Annotated in this window: 15 protein-coding genes and 1 riboswitch; of the genes, 5 read left to right on the forward strand and 10 right to left on the reverse strand. The window is 36.5% G+C overall.

Annotated features, from left to right (window positions below):
• Positions 1–12: 12 nt before the first annotated feature.
• The 5 genes from prwr041_RS02475 to prwr041_RS02495 all read right to left on the reverse strand — a co-directional run bounded on the left by prwr041_RS02475 (position 13) and on the right by prwr041_RS02495 (position 7250).
• Entirely contained in the window at positions 13–909 is an 897-nt protein-coding gene (locus prwr041_RS02475; protein ID WP_207154750.1) for a YitT family protein, read from the reverse strand.
• 106 nt (positions 910–1015) lie between these two features.
• Positions 1016–2722, reverse strand: coding sequence for a RagB/SusD family nutrient uptake outer membrane protein (locus prwr041_RS02480; RefSeq protein ID WP_207154751.1), 1707 nt, complete (start codon positions 2720–2722; stop codon positions 1016–1018).
• 30 nt (positions 2723–2752) lie between these two features.
• Positions 2753–6142: a SusC/RagA family TonB-linked outer membrane protein gene (locus prwr041_RS02485; RefSeq protein WP_207154752.1), complete on the reverse strand. Its 3390-nt coding sequence runs from the start codon at positions 6140–6142 to the stop codon at positions 2753–2755.
• A 127-nt stretch (positions 6143–6269) separates the two neighbouring features.
• On the reverse strand, positions 6270–7079 hold the full coding sequence (locus tag prwr041_RS02490) for an MBL fold metallo-hydrolase (protein ID WP_207154753.1): 810 nt from the start codon (positions 7077–7079) through the stop codon (positions 6270–6272).
• Between the two features lie 21 nt (positions 7080–7100).
• The gene (locus prwr041_RS02495) at positions 7101–7250 is read right to left on the reverse strand and encodes a hypothetical protein (protein WP_018462994.1); all 150 of its coding nucleotides are present in this window, start codon (positions 7248–7250) and stop codon (positions 7101–7103) included.
• Between the two features lie 70 nt (positions 7251–7320).
• Between prwr041_RS02495 and prwr041_RS02500 the strand changes: the two genes are divergently transcribed.
• Positions 7321–8190, forward strand: coding sequence for an aldose 1-epimerase family protein (locus prwr041_RS02500; RefSeq protein ID WP_207154754.1), 870 nt, complete (start codon positions 7321–7323; stop codon positions 8188–8190).
• Between the two features lie 77 nt (positions 8191–8267).
• Here the strand turns inward: prwr041_RS02500 and rsgA are convergent, their stop codons facing one another.
• Genes rsgA through rsmA form a run of 4 tightly spaced genes read right to left on the reverse strand, consistent with a single transcriptional unit; the run spans position 8268 to position 11095 of the window.
• A complete protein-coding gene (gene rsgA, locus prwr041_RS02505; protein WP_207154755.1) occupies positions 8268–9200 on the reverse strand; it encodes a ribosome small subunit-dependent GTPase A in 933 nt (310 codons plus the stop codon).
• A gap of 9 nt (positions 9201–9209) precedes the next feature.
• Positions 9210–9770 (reverse strand): ribosome recycling factor, encoded by a 561-nt coding sequence (frr, locus tag prwr041_RS02510; protein ID WP_207154756.1) that lies wholly within the window; start codon positions 9768–9770, stop codon positions 9210–9212.
• Between the two features lie 49 nt (positions 9771–9819).
• A complete protein-coding gene (locus tag prwr041_RS02515) occupies positions 9820–10296 on the reverse strand; it encodes a GAF domain-containing protein (RefSeq protein WP_207154757.1) in 477 nt (158 codons plus the stop codon).
• 4 nt (positions 10297–10300) lie between these two features.
• Complete coding sequence (rsmA, locus tag prwr041_RS02520; RefSeq protein WP_207154758.1) at positions 10301–11095, reverse strand: 16S rRNA (adenine(1518)-N(6)/adenine(1519)-N(6))-dimethyltransferase RsmA; 795 nt, start codon at positions 11093–11095, stop codon at positions 10301–10303.
• Positions 11096–12117: 1022 nt separating this feature from the next.
• Here rsmA and prwr041_RS02525 point away from each other — a divergent pair.
• From prwr041_RS02525 to prwr041_RS02540, 4 genes are all read left to right on the forward strand, one after another.
• Entirely contained in the window at positions 12118–12606 is a 489-nt protein-coding gene (locus tag prwr041_RS02525; protein WP_207154759.1) for an RNA polymerase sigma-70 factor, read from the forward strand.
• 83 nt (positions 12607–12689) lie between these two features.
• On the forward strand, positions 12690–15344 hold the full coding sequence (locus prwr041_RS02530; protein ID WP_207154760.1) for a TonB-dependent receptor: 2655 nt from the start codon (positions 12690–12692) through the stop codon (positions 15342–15344).
• 5 nt (positions 15345–15349) lie between these two features.
• On the forward strand, positions 15350–16405 hold the full coding sequence (locus prwr041_RS02535) for a DUF4249 domain-containing protein (protein ID WP_207154761.1): 1056 nt from the start codon (positions 15350–15352) through the stop codon (positions 16403–16405).
• Positions 16406–16417: 12 nt separating this feature from the next.
• The gene (locus tag prwr041_RS02540) at positions 16418–17218 is read left to right on the forward strand and encodes a FecR family protein (protein ID WP_207154762.1); all 801 of its coding nucleotides are present in this window, start codon (positions 16418–16420) and stop codon (positions 17216–17218) included.
• 326 nt (positions 17219–17544) lie between these two features.
• On the opposite strand, the gene prwr041_RS02545 is transcribed toward prwr041_RS02540, so the two are convergent.
• Positions 17545–18894, reverse strand: a complete 1350-nt coding sequence (locus prwr041_RS02545; RefSeq protein ID WP_207154763.1) for an MATE family efflux transporter — start codon at positions 18892–18894, stop codon at positions 17545–17547.
• 13 nt (positions 18895–18907) lie between these two features.
• A riboswitch (purine riboswitch) is annotated at positions 18908–19004 on the reverse strand.
• Positions 19005–19094 lie beyond the last annotated feature (90 nt).

Genomic DNA, 19094 nt, shown 5'->3' on the forward strand with positions numbered 1-19094 from the left:
AAAGTAACAAAATTATTTGTTATTCACTCGTTTAGTACCAACTTTCATTCTATCAAAGCCCAAACCATAGACTCCAGTAACGGCACTTTGACTAACAAAAGCACTAGGATCAACATCATCAATAATGCTGAATATGTTGTGACTTTCGTTTTGCTTTGCTATCACAAACAGCATACCCATCTTTTTACCACTGTAAAAGCCATGGGCATCTATCACTGTGCAGCCACGTGCAGCCTCATCATTTATAAGTCTACCTATTTCCTGATACTTCTCAGAAATGACAAAGAACTGTACCGAACGACGAAAACCATTTATCACATGATCTATGGTATATGACATGACGAAAAGCACGATATATCCATATATAACTTTTTCCCAACTGTTCAGTACAAGGTAGCTGGATGTTATCACACAAAGGTCGCATACCAGAATAATGTGTCCAAGCGACACATCATGATATTTATGCACAATAGAGGCTATGACATCAGAGCCACCAGTGCTGCCATTGCGCAAAAGACTGAAACCAGTTCCTATACCTAAAAGCAAACCACCGACAACACATGCTAGAAAAGGCTGGTCGTGAAACATAACAGTGTTTCCTACGATATGTTGCCAAAAAGTAGTGAATGTTGTAAAAAACATGACCGCATATATTGTCTTTACACAGAACTTGAATCCAAGTACTCTCAGTGCCGCTGCTAAAAGCAATACATTTATTGCCAGATATGTGTACTGAACCGGAATGCCCATACCCCAATAAACGATTGAGGAAACACCAGGAAGACCACCTATCGTAATTTTGTTTGGCAACAGAAAAGCCACCCATCCGAGACTTCCAATTACCATTCCAATGGCTATTATAAGGTAATCATATATACCTCTTATAATTTTTCTTTCTTCTCTTCTCATTACATAATATCTAATAATGGATGCAAAATTACAAAATAAAAACAAAAAAACTCCGCAATTGCGGAGTTTTTAATCATTTGATAATGTTGCACTTACATACAAATTATCACCAACCAAGGTTTTGTCCTGTTTCAGGACTTAGAGTAATTTGTCCGGTAGGTATAGGATAAAGGTAATACTTGCTATCGTATGTGCGAGTTTTTGTATTACCAATCATATATTTATCTGTTGTTACATTAACACCTACATTACTGATATTGCTTAAATTTGCTCCAAGCATAATATCAGGATTCTTGCTTGTATCAAGTTTATCTAACTGATGCCAACGCACCAAGTCCCAATATCTATACCAATTGTCTGTCATAAGCTCACAACGTCTGCATCGTCTAATCTCCCACAATAGATTACTTACTCCCATATTGTTTGCTGGGTCGGCATCAGGTAGCAATGTCATCGGCTTTAATCCTACGCGACTCTGCAAAAGATTAATAGTCTTGTCAAGATCTGATTGCGTAATAGTTCCCAACTCAGCCTTAGCTTCTGCCTCATTCAATAATATCACGGCATACCAATAAAGCGGAGCATCTGTATATCCAGTACCAATATTAATGCGATAATATGAATCAAGGCTCATATTATCATACTTTCTTACTGTATATCCTGTAGAAGATGTCATCTGAGGAGAAGCAGAAACGCCCATATTGTTGACACGCGCCCATCCATGACCAGCAAAACTTATAATAGAGTCTACAAGTAAACTTAAACGTTTATCTCTTTGAGAAAGCATTCTGCTAACAGAATAGTTGCCACCAGAATTGATTACAGCCTTATCGTCTGTATTTAGAGTGGTATTCGCTTTAGGCTTGCCATCAAGAAACAGAAATGCATCAAAGGCATCCTTAGAGATTCCAAACTGCTCTGTAGAATTACAGGTATAGTCCACTAACGAATGCATAACCATATCCTTTTCGTAATTACGATAGAATATTATCTCCTTATTACTACCAAGAGAAAGTGAATTATATATGTCTCCGTAATTGGTACTCAAAGCAAACTTACCAGAGTTCATGATTGCCTCGGAAGCTGTAACTGACTCGTTAAGGTATTTCTGTGCACGTGACAAATCAGGTGCCTTTCCATTATCAGCAGTTGTACGATACTTGCAGAATGTACCCTCATAAAGGCATACATCACTCTTCATCGCCAATGCCATCTGTTTGCTCCATGCCGTCTTATCACTTACATCATCAAGATTAGCTACGGCATAGTTTAAATCACTAAGCACTGAATCTATGACAACATCACGGTCTGTACGTGAACCATAAATTCTATTGTCATCAGGATCTGTGATTACATCTTGCATCCACTGCATATTACCAAACTTTCTTACCATTTGATAATATTCCCATGCACGATTTAAACGTCCAATCGCCATAAAGCGTGCTTTCTCTCCATTTGTAAGTGATGAAGAAGACAATCCCTGAATGAGATAGTTTACACGACGTATCTCTTTGGAACCATCAGTCCAGTCGCTTGAGGTACTAGGAATCGTTTTATAAGTCCAGTCATCAAACGTTGGGTTTACCTGATCATCAGAAAAGCTTTTGAAATAGAACCATCCCAAATCACCCTTTGAATTATACCCAATATAGTTATCATAGAATTTGTTACTGTAGCTCTCAACCGCATTGGCATTACTCCAGAAAGTGGTATTATTTGTAAATGTGTCACGAGGAGACTTATCCAGCATATCATTGCAGCCAGAGAACATCAAAGTGATTGCTACAAAGGCATATATTATAATCTTTTTCATATATCGAAATTATTATATAAGTTATATAAATCAGAAAGTAACTTCAATACCGACAGACCAAGAACGTGTGATTGGATATGTACGTCCCCATGTGCCATAGGTAAGAGTACCTTGTCCATCGTTCATTTCTGGGTCAACAGGAAGATTTCCACATCCATTATGAAGAAGACAGAGATTGTTAACGCTGCCGTATACACGTATCTTCTGAATATAGATGTGTCTCAGGATTGACTGAGGAACTGTATAGCCAATTGTTATATTTTTCAATCTAAGATATGACATATTAACAAGATATCTTGTCTGAGGGTAGTAATTATGTTCACCACCTATTGGGGCGAGTGCGGCAACATTACCAGGGGCTTCATTTCCAGCATATAGACAAGGAAAATCATTACTCTGATTGATATTTACTATATTGTTTGCTGGGTCATAAACATTATATCTTGTCTGATTTGAATATATTGCAAGATCTGGAGCACGCATTTCTGGAAACGCCAAAGAAGACAATGTCCACATGTCACGTTTACCAACTCCTTGGAAAAATAAATCAATATCAAATCCACAATATGTTCCACCCAAATGGAAGCTATATTCATAGCGAGGAAGTGTATTTCCTATAACTTTAAGATCTCCATGATCCTCGGCTGTACCCTTGCCACCATCAATTTTTCCGTCACCATTTAAATCTTTGAACTTTATATCACCAGGACCATATACGAAATTATCAGTCTGTATGCCAGTCTGATTTGCTACAGCCGACTTATATTTCCAAGAACCATCAGCATTCTTTCCATTAAAATCTTCCTCCGTGAAATAACGATCTGTTTCAAATCCCCATATATCGCCCCAATTTTCACCTTGGTAAGCATACATCTTGGCATTTGCATCAGTAACGATACCACCTGTATATCCGATAAGTTTAGAAGTATTGTTCCATTTAGTAACCTTAACCTTAGAATCGCCAATACTGAAATTAGCATAAAGACCCAAATTCTTATTAATCTGCTTACGCCAATTAAGAGTTACTTCCCAACCTCTTGAACGAAGTTGACCAGCATTTGAATATGGTGCAGTTGCTCCAACGCTTGCAGGCAGAGCTGTTCCTGGAGCTAACATATCTTTCGTGACACGCTGAAACCAATCTGCAGTAACAGTGAGTTCATCATTAAGGAAACCCAAATCAAGACCTAAATTGAAAGACTGTATTCGTTCCCATGTAAGAGTTGGTGACACCCAATCCGGCATATCAAATTGATTAACTTTTGTATTACTTCCATTGAGCCATGTTATGTCTGATGGAGAAATAGCCGATACTCTTGAAATAAACATCCAATCGCCTACTGCCTCATTTCCTATCTCACCATAGGACATACGTAACTTACCGCTAGAGACATACTTATTTAGATTTTTCCAATAAGGTTCTTCAGTAAAGCGATATCCTAAAGACCCAGAAGGGAAAAACGCCCACTTGTCACCTTCTGGAAATCTTGAAGAACCATCATATCTACCGTTAAGTTCCAATAGATATATACCTTTATAATCATAGTTTATACGTCCAAAATAGCCAGCTGAAGCACGATCACCAGTAGAAGACTTAATGGTAGCCTTTGTCATATCTCCATAAGCAAGAGATAGTTCTGGGTATTCTTCATCATAAAGTTGAGTGCGATTGGCATAGAAATAATCAGAAGAATAATTTTCTCCATTAACACCAACCATTACATTTAGATTATGCACATCGTTCCATGAATGATTGTAGTTCATATATGCATTCGCTGTCCAACGATTTGCCTTGGTATTGTCACGTGTGGCATTTGTTGTTGATGTTCCTACAATATATGCTGGAGCAACACCCGACCAGTTCATTCCATACACACTATGGTTGCTTGATTTTAAATTACTATTGTCAATCTCGTAAGTGTAATCAGCATTAAGCGTGAGGTCTTTTGTTATATTAGCCTTTGCAAATGCATTCATACGGAATACATCATGAACATTATATAATCGCGATGCCTGCTTCTGCATGGCTATCATGCGATAATCATATTGTGAGCCGTCTGATGCCTGCATTATACCAGAAGGAATAAAGAATGAGCCCCATCTCCAAAGATACTGATATATGTTGTTATAAGAATTTGCCTTACCTATATGACGACGAGTGAAATTAACTCTCGCTCCTACAGAAAGCCAATCGGTAACATCAGTCTTTAAATTCAAAGTGGCATTATATCTTTCACGCTGTGCTGGATTAAATTTCATCAGGTCCTGCTTCTTGTCATATCCAACAGACATATAAAACACAGTTTTACCGCTTGAACCACTAATTGAAAGATCATGACTCAACGAAGGTGCAGCATTATCATACCATATTTTCTTTATGTCATAATCTGCATAATACATGGGCTGACCATTCATGAAATAATAATCACCAACATCGCTGTCACTCTGATAAGGACGCATCAAACTATATCCCTTTTTTCCACTATTCTGTTGCTGCCATTTCTCTGCATAAGGCAATAATTTGTCGAAATACATACCAAAGAGTTCAACTGAACCACCATCGGTACGCGCCTTAGCCATCATAGCAGATTTAAGCTGGGTTGGAACATCAGGATAATCAGGAAGATAAGTTGCATTATCCCAAGCCAGATGCCCATCATATTTTATTGAAATCTTATCACCTTTATTCGCCTGTTTGGTTGTGATAAGGATTACTCCAAACGCGGCACGACTACCATATATTGAAGAAGATGCAGCATCTTTCAAAACTGAGATTGAAGCTATATCGTTGCCATTTATCATAGAAAGGTCGTCAACAGGAACTCCATCTACGACAATCAAAGGAGAAGAAGACTGACCATTTGACAATGTACCCAATCCACGAATAGAAATAGTTGGATTACTATCAATATTTCCACTGCTGTTTATAATTGAAAGACCAGGAACGGCTCCTTGCAAAGCCCTTGCAACATCCTGTTCTGGTCTACCTGTAAGAGTCTTTGCAAGATCAACATTTGAGACAGCACCAGTTAGATTCACTTTTTTCTGCTGACCATAACCTACCACAACCACTTCGTCTAGCAAGGCATTGTCACTTTCTAGCTGTACCCTCATACCATCTTTAGCATTTTTGGTAACAGTTTTATAGCCTAAAAAGGAAATACGGATCTTACTTCCGTTTCCAACATTAATCGAAAAATTTCCATTAACGTCTGTCACCGAGCCTCGCGTAGTTCCAGGTTCTGTTACACTGGCACCAATTACAGGTTCACCATTTTCGTCGACAACAATTCCTTTAATCGTAACTGTAGCTTTCGCTCCTACCACCAACTGATTAATAAGAGGTGAAGCCTTTAGGATATTCGATGTTGAATTGCAACAAAGAAATAAAGCTCCCAATAGCACGGATAGTTTTTTCATAGAAAATATGTTTATGTCATTATGTTGCAAATATAAATAAACATTTAACCATTTGCAAATATTTGCAAATATTTATTTTAAATTGTTACAGATAAGTTTGCAACTGACAATATTTTCTATAAAAACATCACAACTTTATTTCGTCTAAATCATCTGGGACAAATATATTACCAGTGAATTTAGTCTGAGCCTCTACTGTATAATCTCTCTTACGAGTGGCTATAGTCTTTTCTTCGGTATGATAAAGCACTAAATTCTTGACATTTAATTGTTGCGCTATCATCGCAGCATCCATTGCTGTACTGTGGTGTTTTTCATAAGGATGAAAAGCATCTCTATCGGCATATTTGCAAAAAGCCTCACACATCATCCAATCTGCGTTTTCAACAAGTTCCTTGTTTTGTGGATTATAAGGCTCATCTCCAAGACACACTAACTTTTCATCATTGGGCATTCTGCATACAAAGCCAAATTGTTTTTCTTTAGTTGAAAGTATATCAAAAGCTGTTAAATGAAATTCTCCTACATTAAATTCATCACGATTTTTAAGAGTATGAAACACGATGCACTTTACCATTTGCTTGAGGTGTTTTGGGGCAAGAGTGTTATCACTTATATACTTTAGCATTTCTATCACCTTTTCATGACCCCAAACATTTAAAATACCATTGCAATCACCGCTTATAGACCTTTGAATAAACATCCGTATTACCCAGACAACACCAAGCATGTGGTCAGTATGAGCATGCGTAACAAACACATCATGTATTCTAGACAAAGATATTCCAGCCCTATCCATCTGGGACAAGATGCCATTGCCACCACCCGCATCAACAAGTAATGAAGTATTTTCTGTACTCACAACAAAGCACGTATTATAAATATGACTCACAACAGCATTGCCTGTGCCCAACATTGTCAGTTTTGCATTTTCCATATCCTGAATACAATTCTTTTACTATTCCTCAATTAATCCTTTGGTTAGCATGTCATAATATAAAGCCTCCAATTCTCCCTGAGTAAGTTTCTGTACAGCGTGCTCTATATTACGTATAAGGTCGTCGCGGCGATATTCGCTGGTCGAATTAAAATGTGCAAAGTCTACCATATTTTTTTAATTTTATGCAAAGATACTGTTTTTTTTGTTACCTTTGCAATAATGTTTAAAAGAACATATCATGGAACAAATCAAAAATGACAAACTCACTGTAACAGTGTCTAAACACGGTGCTGAACTTCAAAGCATCAAGGATGCCAATGGTAAGGAATATCTTTGGCAGGCTGACCCTAAATTTTGGGATCGCCATTCACCTATTCTATTCCCTATTGTTTGCGGACTTTGGGAAGACAAATATCGTGTAAACGGAAAAGAATACAAACTTGGACGCCACGGTTTCGCACGTGACACAGACTTCAAGCTCATAGCACAAGGAGATAATCAACTTGTTTATTGCCTCAATGAAAGTACTGAGACTTTGAAGGACTACCCATATCATTTTAATCTAGCTGTAAGCTATAAGATTACAGAAAATAAGATTAAAGTAGTATGGCATGTTGAAAATACCGACAATAAGGAAATATATTTCCAGATTGGAGGTCACCCAGCATTCAACGTTCCTGACTTGAAACAAGGAGAACCATTAGCGGGTACTCTCAAGTTTGACGAGAAAGAACCTAGCAGACTTTATGGTAATGTAGGTGGATGTATCACTCCAGGATATCATAAGGTGAAGACAGAAGATGGACTTTATAAGTTCACACAAAATGACTTTAAGGATGACGCAGTTATCTTCGATCACAGTCAACTTAAAAAGATTAGCATTCTCAATAAAGAAGGCAAACCAGAGGTTACTCTTGACATAAAGACTCCTGCCGTTGGTATATGGAGCCCGTATGGTAAAGACGCACATTTCGTATGTATCGAACCTTGGTATGGCATTCATGACTGGGCTGAATACGACGGAGAATTCAAGGATAAGTATCTTATGAACAAACTTCTCCCAGGATGTAGCTTCATGAGCGAATATACTATAACAATAGGAGAATAATATATAACACATAAAAGTGGCTGAAAGAACAATCTTTCAGCCACTTTTTTATTTGTTTATAAGATATTCGTTAAATATCAGAAAGCCTCACGATATTTGTTTTCATCCTGATCACTCAACATACTCAAATAACTTTGGTATCTGCTTGCTGCAATATAATGATCTTCCAAAGCCTTCAACACAGCACAACCAGGTTCATGAGTATGCTTACAGTTGCTGAATTTGCAATTTTTCGAATAGTGGAAAATATCACGAAAATAACTTGTAAGTTCTTCAGGAGCCATATCAAAAGTGCCAAATCCTTTTATTCCAGGAGTATCAATAATATATCCACCCTCAGGCAATTCTAACATTTCACTGAATGTAGTGGTATGCATACCTGTATTATGGGCATCACTTATTTCAGATGTACGCAGATTAGCTTCAGGTAAAATTCTGTTTATCAACGTACTCTTTCCTACTCCACTATTTCCGCTCAACAGTGTTATCTTGCCTTTCAGCATTGGACGCAACACATCCATCCCATCACCGTTTACGGCGGAAGTTTCGACACATTCATATCCAATTGTGGAATATAGCTTCAGCATCATCTGTTGATAATGCTTTTCTTCCTCTGAAAGAATGTCCATTTTGTTGAACACCAATATTACAGGTACCCTGTAAGCTTCTGCAGAAGCAAGAAAACGATCTATAAAAGTAGTACTTGTCTGCGGATAATTCACCGTGACTATAAGGAAAGCCTGATCTACGTTAGCAGCTATAATATGACTTTGCTTACTAAGATTCTGAGACTTACGTATAATGTAGTTACGACGGTCTTCAATCTTAGTAATAAAAGCTGTACCTTCCTGATTAGTGATAATCTCAACAAGATCACCAACTGCAACAGGATTTGTACTACGGATTCCTTTCAATCGGAAATTACCCTTTATCTTGCTTTCGATAACCTTTCCTTCATCAGTCTTAACTGAATACCAGCTACCGGTGTTCTTTATAACTAGTCCTTTCATTCAGACTAATTATACGGTCATGATTTCCTTCTGCTTATCAGTCAGCAGGTCTTCAATCCTCTTAATGTACTTATCGTGAACTTTCTGTAGATCAGCCTCAGCATCTTTCTCAATATCTTCAGACAATCCGTCTTTAATGGCCTTCTTAAGTTTTTCCTTAACCTCACCACGGACATTACGTACTTCAATCTTGGTCTTCTCACCAATTTTGTTGCACTGCTTAACAAGGTCCTTACGGCGTTCCTCAGTTGGCTGTGGTATACCAAGACGGATAACCTCACCATTATTTTCTGGAGTAATACCAACATCACTGTCCATAATAGCCTTTTCGATATCTTTAATTGCTTTTTTATCCCATGGACGTATGGCAATAGATCTTGCATCTGGTGTAGTTACGGTTGCGACTTGATTAAGAGGGACCTTACTTCCATAAGATTCAACTTTCACGCCATCAAGAATGGCTGTATTAGCACGACCGGCACGAATGTGTGTCAATTCGTCGGCAAGATACATTGCAGCCATCTCCATGCGCTCTTCGGCGTCGCTTAATGTTGCTTTAACGTCTAACATAATTATATGATTATTTAATTTTCTATTCTACAAAATTAGATATTAATTTTCAAAACTGCAACTCTTTAGATAAAATATTTGCAATCTTTTCAATATACAGTCTGTCTGTCGCATCAAATGCAGAAAGTTCAGTGCTATCGATATCAATAACTCCATACACATCACCATTTGAACGGTGAATAGGAACCACTATTTCAGAACGCGACAATGAAGAACACGCTATATGATCAGGAAAAGCCTCAACATCATCAACTATCAATGTTGAGTTTTCTTCCCAAGACTTGCCACAAACTCCGCGACCTCTCTTTATGCGATAGCATGCTACGCTTCCCTGGAAAGGTCCTAGTATCAATTCTTCTCCACTAACAAGATAAAATCCTACCCAGAAATAGCTTTCAGGAAATGTTTCGTGCATAATGGATGAGACATTAGACAATACGCCTACAACATTTTGTTCTCCTTCTACTAGACTTTTTATCTGTGCACAAAGTGTGTCATATTTATCTTTCTTATCAATCATTGCCATATATTTATTGCAATACTTTTTCTACGACATTTGTTAATTCGACAAACTGCTTAACAGACAACTGTTCAGGGCGTTTAGTCATTATGTCCATTGTAAAGAAATCAGGACTTGGCATGTGGTCCTTTGAGAACATCTGCTTTATACTTCCTCTCAACATCTTTCTACGCTGATTGAATACTGTTTTTACAAGACGCTTGAAAAGTTTTTCATCACAACCAAGTTCTGTTACACTGTTACGAGTCATTCTTATTACGGCACTCTTAACCTTTGGTGGTGGGTTGAAGACATTCTCGTCTACAGTAAACAGATATTCAACATCATACCATGCTTGTATCAGTACAGACAAAATTCCATAGGCCTTGCATCCTGGCGCTGATGCAATTCGAAGCGCAACTTCACGCTGAATCATACCAGTACAGCATGGGATGAGTTCCTTGTAATCAAGCATCTTGAAGAATATCTGGGAAGAAATATCATAAGGATAGTTTCCTGTAAGCACAAATTGCTTACCTGCAAAGATCTCATTTAGATCCATACGAAGAAAATCATCGCCTATTATATTATCGCACAACTTAGGATAGTTCTCATACAAGAATGCCACTGATTCTGAATCAATTTCTACAGCTTTAACATCTCTGTTTTTTGTAACCAGATATTGAGTTAAGACTCCCATTCCTGGTCCTATTTCAAGTACAGGAATATCTGGATAGGCATCAACAGTATCGGCTATTCTGCGAGCTATTCCTAAATCAGTGAGAAAATGCTGACCTAAATTTTTCTTTGGTTTTACTAACTTCATTATATATGTTTATATGTGAAAGGCATTGATTGGAAAAACTTATTTATATTACAACAATCAATATCACGCTACAAATTTAATTAATCTTATAGGAACAACAAAATAAAAACATAAAAAAATGGCATGTCAGACTTTTTGCCTTGACATGCCATTCAGTATATTTAATTTAATAATTTGTCTTTCTTTAAAAAGCGGACTCAGCTTTTTAGCTAAGTTTGCCGTTTAAGTTAATTGCCTGTGCAATCATTACTGCAACTACTGCAAATACCATTAATGTTACCATAATCATTTTTCCTTTCTTAATTTTGTTATCCTTATATCTTTATCTTTTTACTGCTGCAAAGGTACTGATTTTTAGTGCGTTGTCCTAATATATATGCTATAAAACATATTTTTGGGCACTTTTATTGATTTGCATCAAACATTCGTTACAATATAGTGTTGTTTTTAAATAGAACAGGTAAACTATATCTAAAACTGCAAAACAAAATGGGCACACAATCCAAATTACAACGACCAACATAGAAACCAAAATAATCGTGAGACAAACCATCTTGAGTACTTATTATAAATCTATGAATAAAAGTCATGAAGGCATAAGAAATTGTTATTTTTTATTTATCAATGTAATGATATATATAAAAAAGTCCAAAAAAGCCACTAACACATTCATTATTAGCAATTATTCCTTTACATTTGCACAAAACTTGGATTATTATGAATTTTAAACTATTCGCATATTTGGTTGCAGTAATAGAATTTGTCTATAAACACTGTGATAAAGAATGCGATAAAACTATTTTTAGGCTTGTATTAGAAGATTGGAATGCCCCAATCACACAGCTGCTTACTAATGATAAAAGTAACCATGTAAATATATCACAAGCATATTGCCGAAGAAATCGTTAACATTGATGAATGTAAATGTATATTGTGCTTTATAACCATGCATATATATACGTCACTACGAGAAGATGAGAATAAATAATACCGATCATTTCCTGTTCAATTAATAATATAACATGAATATCGAAACCATATTTAAAAAATTATATAAACCACTATGCCTTTATGCTTTGCACTATTTAGGCAATGACCTGAATAGCGCAGAAGACATTGTGGAAGACTGTTTTGTGAAATTGTGGGAACACGAACCCAGAAACCAAGAAGCGTATCTTTATACTGCCGTGCGCAACGCATGTATTGACTTTTTACGTAAATCGACTTTTGTTACAGACATAGAACCATCTGATTTAGAAAACATAATCAGTGATGATGAAGCTAAATTACGATCAGAAAAAGAAGCAAGGTTGTGGACTGCAATAGATAACTTGCCAGATAAATGCAGAAAGATTTTTCTTATGAGCAAACGTGACGGCATGAAATACCGTGAGATTGCCGAAGAGTTATGTATCTCAGAAAAGACTGTAGAGCACCAGATAAGCAAGGCGCTGAAACGTCTTCATGGCAGTCGTGATGAAATATTATTTGTTATGTTTACTATATTCTAAAAATAATTAGTTATTGCGATGGGGGATAATCCATGTTTTTGCGTCATACCAATAGATAAATAAAAAAAAAGATTAAAAGAAAAATGAAATTACGTAAATGCGTGTTGCTATTCTTCTTGCTTTTTGTGTCTTTGGTAATAACAGCTAAGGCAAAGACCATGAGGCAGCAGATAGAATGGTTGAGAAATGAAAGAAAAATGAATTTTGTGTATGATTCTTCCCTTCCTTTGGATAGACCGTATAAAGGAAAATCATTACAAAACATGACTATTCAGCAAGCCCTTCAATCACTTTTTGCAAACAGCGAAATAGACTTTTCTATTATTGGGGACTACATAATGCTAAAGCAAAAGACTGAAGCTAAGCCTTCCGTTCACACACCACATCACAAAGAACAAAACGACATAAAACACAATTATACTCTTAGCGGATTTGCAGAAGATGTGAATGGCGAGAGACTTATCAATGCTACGATTCAGGATATGAATACCGGACTAGCGACTATGACAAATTCATCTGGTTTTTTTTCCATAACCCTGCAAGAAGGCACACATAATATAAGATGCGGATACATTGGATTTGATGACAAGCAGGAAAAAGTGAATTTAAAATCAAACGTACATCTGAATTTCATACTTAAAGAGAATGCAAACATTAAGGAGATTGTAATCACTGCCGATTTAAACTCTCCCCTAATGACGACACAAACCGGCAAACATTCTTTCGGCAGACAAGATATCAAGACTGGTTATGCACTTCTCAGCAGTCCTGATATTATAAAGACATTACAGCGATCAAGTGGTGTAGCTTCTGGAGTGGAACTTACTAGCGGGCTATATGTTCATGGAGGTAATAATGATGAGAACTTATTCCTTATTGATGGTTCACCACTCTACCAAGTAAATCATGCACTGGGACTATTCTCTGCTTTTAATTCCGATGTTGTAAAGAATATAGACTTTTATAAAGGCGGTTTTCCTGCCAGATATGGAGGAAGGCTCTCTTCCGTTGTTGACGTAAGGACAGACGATGGAGATTTAAACCATTATCACGGTAGTTACAGACTAGGTCTTCTTGACGGCAGTTTGCAGTTTGAAGGTCCAATACGCAAAGGTAAGACTTCTTTCAACTTTGGACTGCGACGCAGTTGGATTGATCTTCTATCACGTCCAGCCTTTGCTTTATACAATAAGTCGAGCAGTTCTGAAGATAAACTCAATCTTTGTTATTTTTTTCATGACTTAAATGCCAAGATAACAAACATCTTTGACAATCGTAATCGCATGTCATTAAGTGTTTATTCGGGTGAAGATAAAATGAGCACAAAAGATGAATACAATGATAGTTACAGTACATCTAATAATGACAAAGACTTGACGAAGAATGAATTCAACTGGGGCAACTTTAACATGGCTCTTCTTTTTGAACATCAGTTCTCACCAAAATTATTTGCCAATTTCAATGCTGTATACACTTATAATATATCCAGATACAAATCGCAAGAAGATAATTCGTATAACAATGGATCAAACGTTATAAACGAAAGTCATTATGAACATGAATACAAGTCATCGATACGTGACTATGGGTATAGAATGTCGTTTGACTATCGACCATCTCCACATCATCACATTCGTTTAGGAAACGACTTCACATGGCATTTTTTCAAACCACAGACAAGAAACTTAATAAACAGTTATGATAATTCGACTGGCAAAGATACAACATCCATGTCTAGCAAAAATAATTATCCAGCCCGTGAATGTAGTATATATGCCGAAGATGAAATGATTATCAATAATCATTGGAGCATAAACACTGGTATAAACGCATCATTATTTTCTATTCATGGTAAAACTTTCACCAACTTAAATCCACGTTTTGCGATGAAGTATCAACCTTATAACAATTTATCTTTCAAGGCTTCTTATACTTCTATGACACAGTATGTGCATAAGATATCAAACTCCTTTTTGGAACTTCCTACAGACTACTGGGTTCCAACAACAGAGATTTTACATCCAATGAATTCTTGGCAGTTGACGGCTGGAGCATACTTTCAACCAGATACACGCTGGTTAATTTCACTTGAAGCCTATTACAAACATAGCAACCATTTGCTTCAATATGCTAGTTGGTCAGGGATAGAACCTCCAGCAGCCAAATGGGACAAAATGATGATGGACGGCAAAGGCAGATTCTACGGTATGGAACTTGATGCATCATATAAAAGCGGCAATCTTCAACTTAGAGGCTCCTATACTCTTTCATGGAATCAACGGAAATATGCTGATTTCTATCCAGAATGGTATTTCGACAAGTTCGACAACCGCCATAAGATTGATGTATCAGCACACTGGCAAATCACCCACTCTATATCTGCATTTGCCGACTGGACTTTCCATTCAGGTAATCACATTACAATTCCAACACAGTATGTTCCGATGCCGAATGTACCAGAAGGAAAACCTTTAGAAAATTCGACATCAGATTTCATCTATGAGAAGCCTAACAACTTTAAGTTGCCAAACTATCACAGATTAGATATTGGATTTGACTTCCACCATGTAACAAAACATAATCACGAACGCATATTCAACATCAGTTTTTATAATGCTTATTGTCATCTCAACTCTATGTTTGCAGAAGTGAAACAAAAGCAAGATGGACATTTTTATATTAAGAATCATGCCTATATACCAGTGATACCATCATTCAGTTATACAATTAAATTTTAGAGACAATGGAAAAAATAATATACTTCATAATACTGCTATTCACACTTGTTTCATGCAAAGATGAAATTAGTCTTGATTCTATCAACAATAGTGACAAGATTGTGGTTTATTGTTTTCCTACGGAATCAGACACTACATATATGCAGATAGCAAGGAGTGTTCCTATAAAAAGCTATTCTAACATCATTGACAAAACAGCCATCGATAATGCAGAAATCAATTACACTGTTAACGGTAAAACAAGCAGGATTGAATCTATAGGAAAAGGCTTCTACAAGATAACAGGATTACAAAAAAAAGGAGACGACATTGCATTTTATGTGAAAACTGATGGATTACCTCCTGTTTCTGCAATAACAACTATTCCGGAATCCGTAAACATCTGTAAGCCTACAGAAAAAGGTATTACTTTGTATGACCAAGATTCAGAGTCCACACAGAAATTCGATCAAGTAACAGCAACATTTACAGATAATTCTAACACTCACGACTACTATGCAGTGAGAGTAATGGTAAAAAACTATACTGGGTACGTTAAGGTATCTAATAAAAATGAAATATACTATCTTCCAAATCTTGCCACTTATAAACAATACGACCACACAGATCAGTCAGACACGGTATCATTAGTATATAATGATTCTGTATATAGTGTAGCTGAGATAAATACAAGCAGTGAGGAACTTCTTTCGCCGACATCTGAAATGGATGATGGTTTCGGATTCTCTAATAATTTTTATCAAAATATGTATATTTTCGATGATTCATCCATAAATGGCAAAACATACACACTGCATCTTAATATTCCAAGTAATGCATCATACGGAGTCTCAACGAGTACAGGATATAAATATTATGATTTTGACAAAGCATATCAGGTACAGCTAATGCACTTGACCCCGCAATACTATCATTTTCTGAAATCACTGAATGAGATCCGAAACAACGATATGGCTCAATACGGATTGTCACAGATTAGTCCAACAGTATCAAATGTATCATCTGGACTTGGATTGTTTGGTGCATGGATTACTACTCAAACAACTTGGGTTAAAAAATAAAAGATAAAATTTATGAAAAAACAAGAAGATAAAAGTCTGGAATTTGTTATTAAACATTATAAGTATAGCAAACTAGACTGCAATGCAGCTTATCATCGACTAGCGATGCGTATCGGCATACAGAAACACAGTCATAAACTGTGGTGGGCAGCGGCGGCCTCATTCTTGCTTTTGTTGTCATTTGCAGGCATATACAATTATCTAAATCAAACAACAACTCTTTATGCCACTGTTTCGACAACAACTTACACCCTTGCTGACGGCACAAAAGTGACACTCTCTCCTCAATCATCATTATCATATAAAGATAGAAATTGCAGAGATATTGAGATTACAGGAAGAGTGTATCTTGATATATTTCATAACTCAAACAAACCATTTACCATCAGTGATGACTCATACAGGATAAACGATATAGGTACAAGACTTGAGGTTGACGAAACAGCTAACTCGACTACAGTGTATGTAGAACAAGGTGCTGTAAGTTTTGCATCAACATCAGACATAAGTCACGCTCTCCTTTTAAATCAAGGTTGCAAAGCTATATTGAAAAAGTGTGCAATACGTCCAGAAAGAATTGCAACAGAATCAGCAAACAGTACTTCATGGGCAACACATAAGTTCCAGTTCAGAGACACTCCACTGCGTGAAGTTCTTGCCGATCTCTCTGATTATTACAAGGTGTCTTTCGTTAGTGATAAGTATAATGTCAATCTTACAGCTGATTTCAGAGCCGACAATCTAAACACGATTATCAATATAATTCAGAAATCTCTTGATGTAAAGATAAAATATAAATCTAATTCTAAATAAATTTTCCAAATTATTAATCACTAGAATGCAAAAATGGCATGTCAGACTATTGTCTTGACATGCCATTCTGTATATCTAATTTAATAAATCCTCTTTCTTAAAAAGCGGACTCAGCTTTTTTAGCTAAGTTTGCCGCTTAAGTTGATTGCCTGTGCGATCATTACTGCAACTACTGCAAATACCATTAATGTTACCATAATCATTTTTCCTTTCTTAATTTTGTTATCCTTATATCTTTATCTTTTTATCACTGCAAAGATAGCAATATTTCGGTGTGTGCGCAAACAATTATGCTATAAAACATATTATAAGGCGTTTTTATTGATTTATATCAAACTTGCTTCCCGTTTTAGAGTCCTTTTAAAGTATACCCGATAAAGTATTCCTGCTATAGTGAGCCCAAATGGGAATGCGCTCCATATCCCAATGATTCCTCCTTTAAGATATATACCCAATAAATAACCTAATGGCAAGGTGATTACAAAGTAAGAAAGAAAAGCAACAAACATCAATGGCTTCACATTGGATAGTCCACGAAGAGCATTTGCGAAGTTTGACTGCATACCATCACCAAACTGATAAATTACAAATGGAATTATTGTGAGAGAAACCATCTGTACTACTTGCTGTGAATCTGTGAATAATAATCCTATTGAATTTTTCAATAGCAATATAGGAACACTTACCACAACAGCCATCATTGATATAAGTTGGAAACCAGCATTGGCGGTATTGTTTGCTTCTTCATAATTCTTCTGCCCATGGTAGTTACTTACTCGTATTGCAACAGCGGCAGCCATTCCATAATAAAGCATATATCCTAACTGACTGATTGTAAGCATAACCTGATGTGCAGCCAAAGCTGTTGTGCCTATCCAACCAACCATAACACTTGAAAGACTGAAAGCTGCAGTCTCCATACCCATCTGCAAAGCCAGAGGCCATCCTTGCTTATTCTGATACTTAAAATCTTTCATGTTTACTTTCCCACAAAAAAAGCCTTTGTGATATTCTGCAAATTTCTTTCGAGTAAAGAATATTAATACCAATATCACACACATCATAAATCGCGCAAACATAGTAGAAATACCAGCACCTAACAATCCACATTCTGGCATTCCAAACTTACCATAAATAAGAATATAATTACCAATGATGTTCTGTATGTTTCCAAATATCATCACAAACATTGGTGTCTTTACATCTGATGTTCCATCAAAGAATTGTTTGAAAGTATTAAATCCGATAACAAACGGTATCGATACCAAATTCACCAGAAAAAAAGGTCGCATTATTGGCAACAGTTCTTCTGGCTGTCCTAGATTTGACAGATTAAGATATAGTAATCCCATCAGCAATATAAGGAATATTGTCAGTACGCAACCAGAAGCAAGTCCATTTTTAAGAGCTTTACCTATGCTGAACTTCTGCTCCTGACCATGCAGTTTTCCTATAATCGGAGTCAGCCCATAAGAAAAGCCTAGTCCAAAAAGCAATGCAAGTGTAAACATATTGGTGACAAAACTTGCTGCCGCCAATTCCTGAATAGAGTGATGCCCTATCATCAATGTGTCTGAAAATCCCAATACTATCGTCCCTAACTGTCCAATAATTATTGGCACACCAAGTTTCACCAATAGCGGATATTGCACTGTATACTTTTTATAAGAATTCATTTTTTTGTTATTTGTTTCTACTATCAAATGCCATAGACGTCTATTTGCGGTAGCCGGTAGAAACGCCTGACCAATTTCAGACCTATATAGCAAACAGACAGCAAAATTAATGTAATTTATTGAAAGCAACGAATAATATAACATAATAAAGTGAGAGAACAATATAAATAGGCTCGTTCTACATTTCGAGTGATGGTATA

The organism is Prevotella herbatica (assembly GCF_017347605.1).
Taxonomy (GTDB): domain Bacteria; phylum Bacteroidota; class Bacteroidia; order Bacteroidales; family Bacteroidaceae; genus Prevotella; species Prevotella herbatica.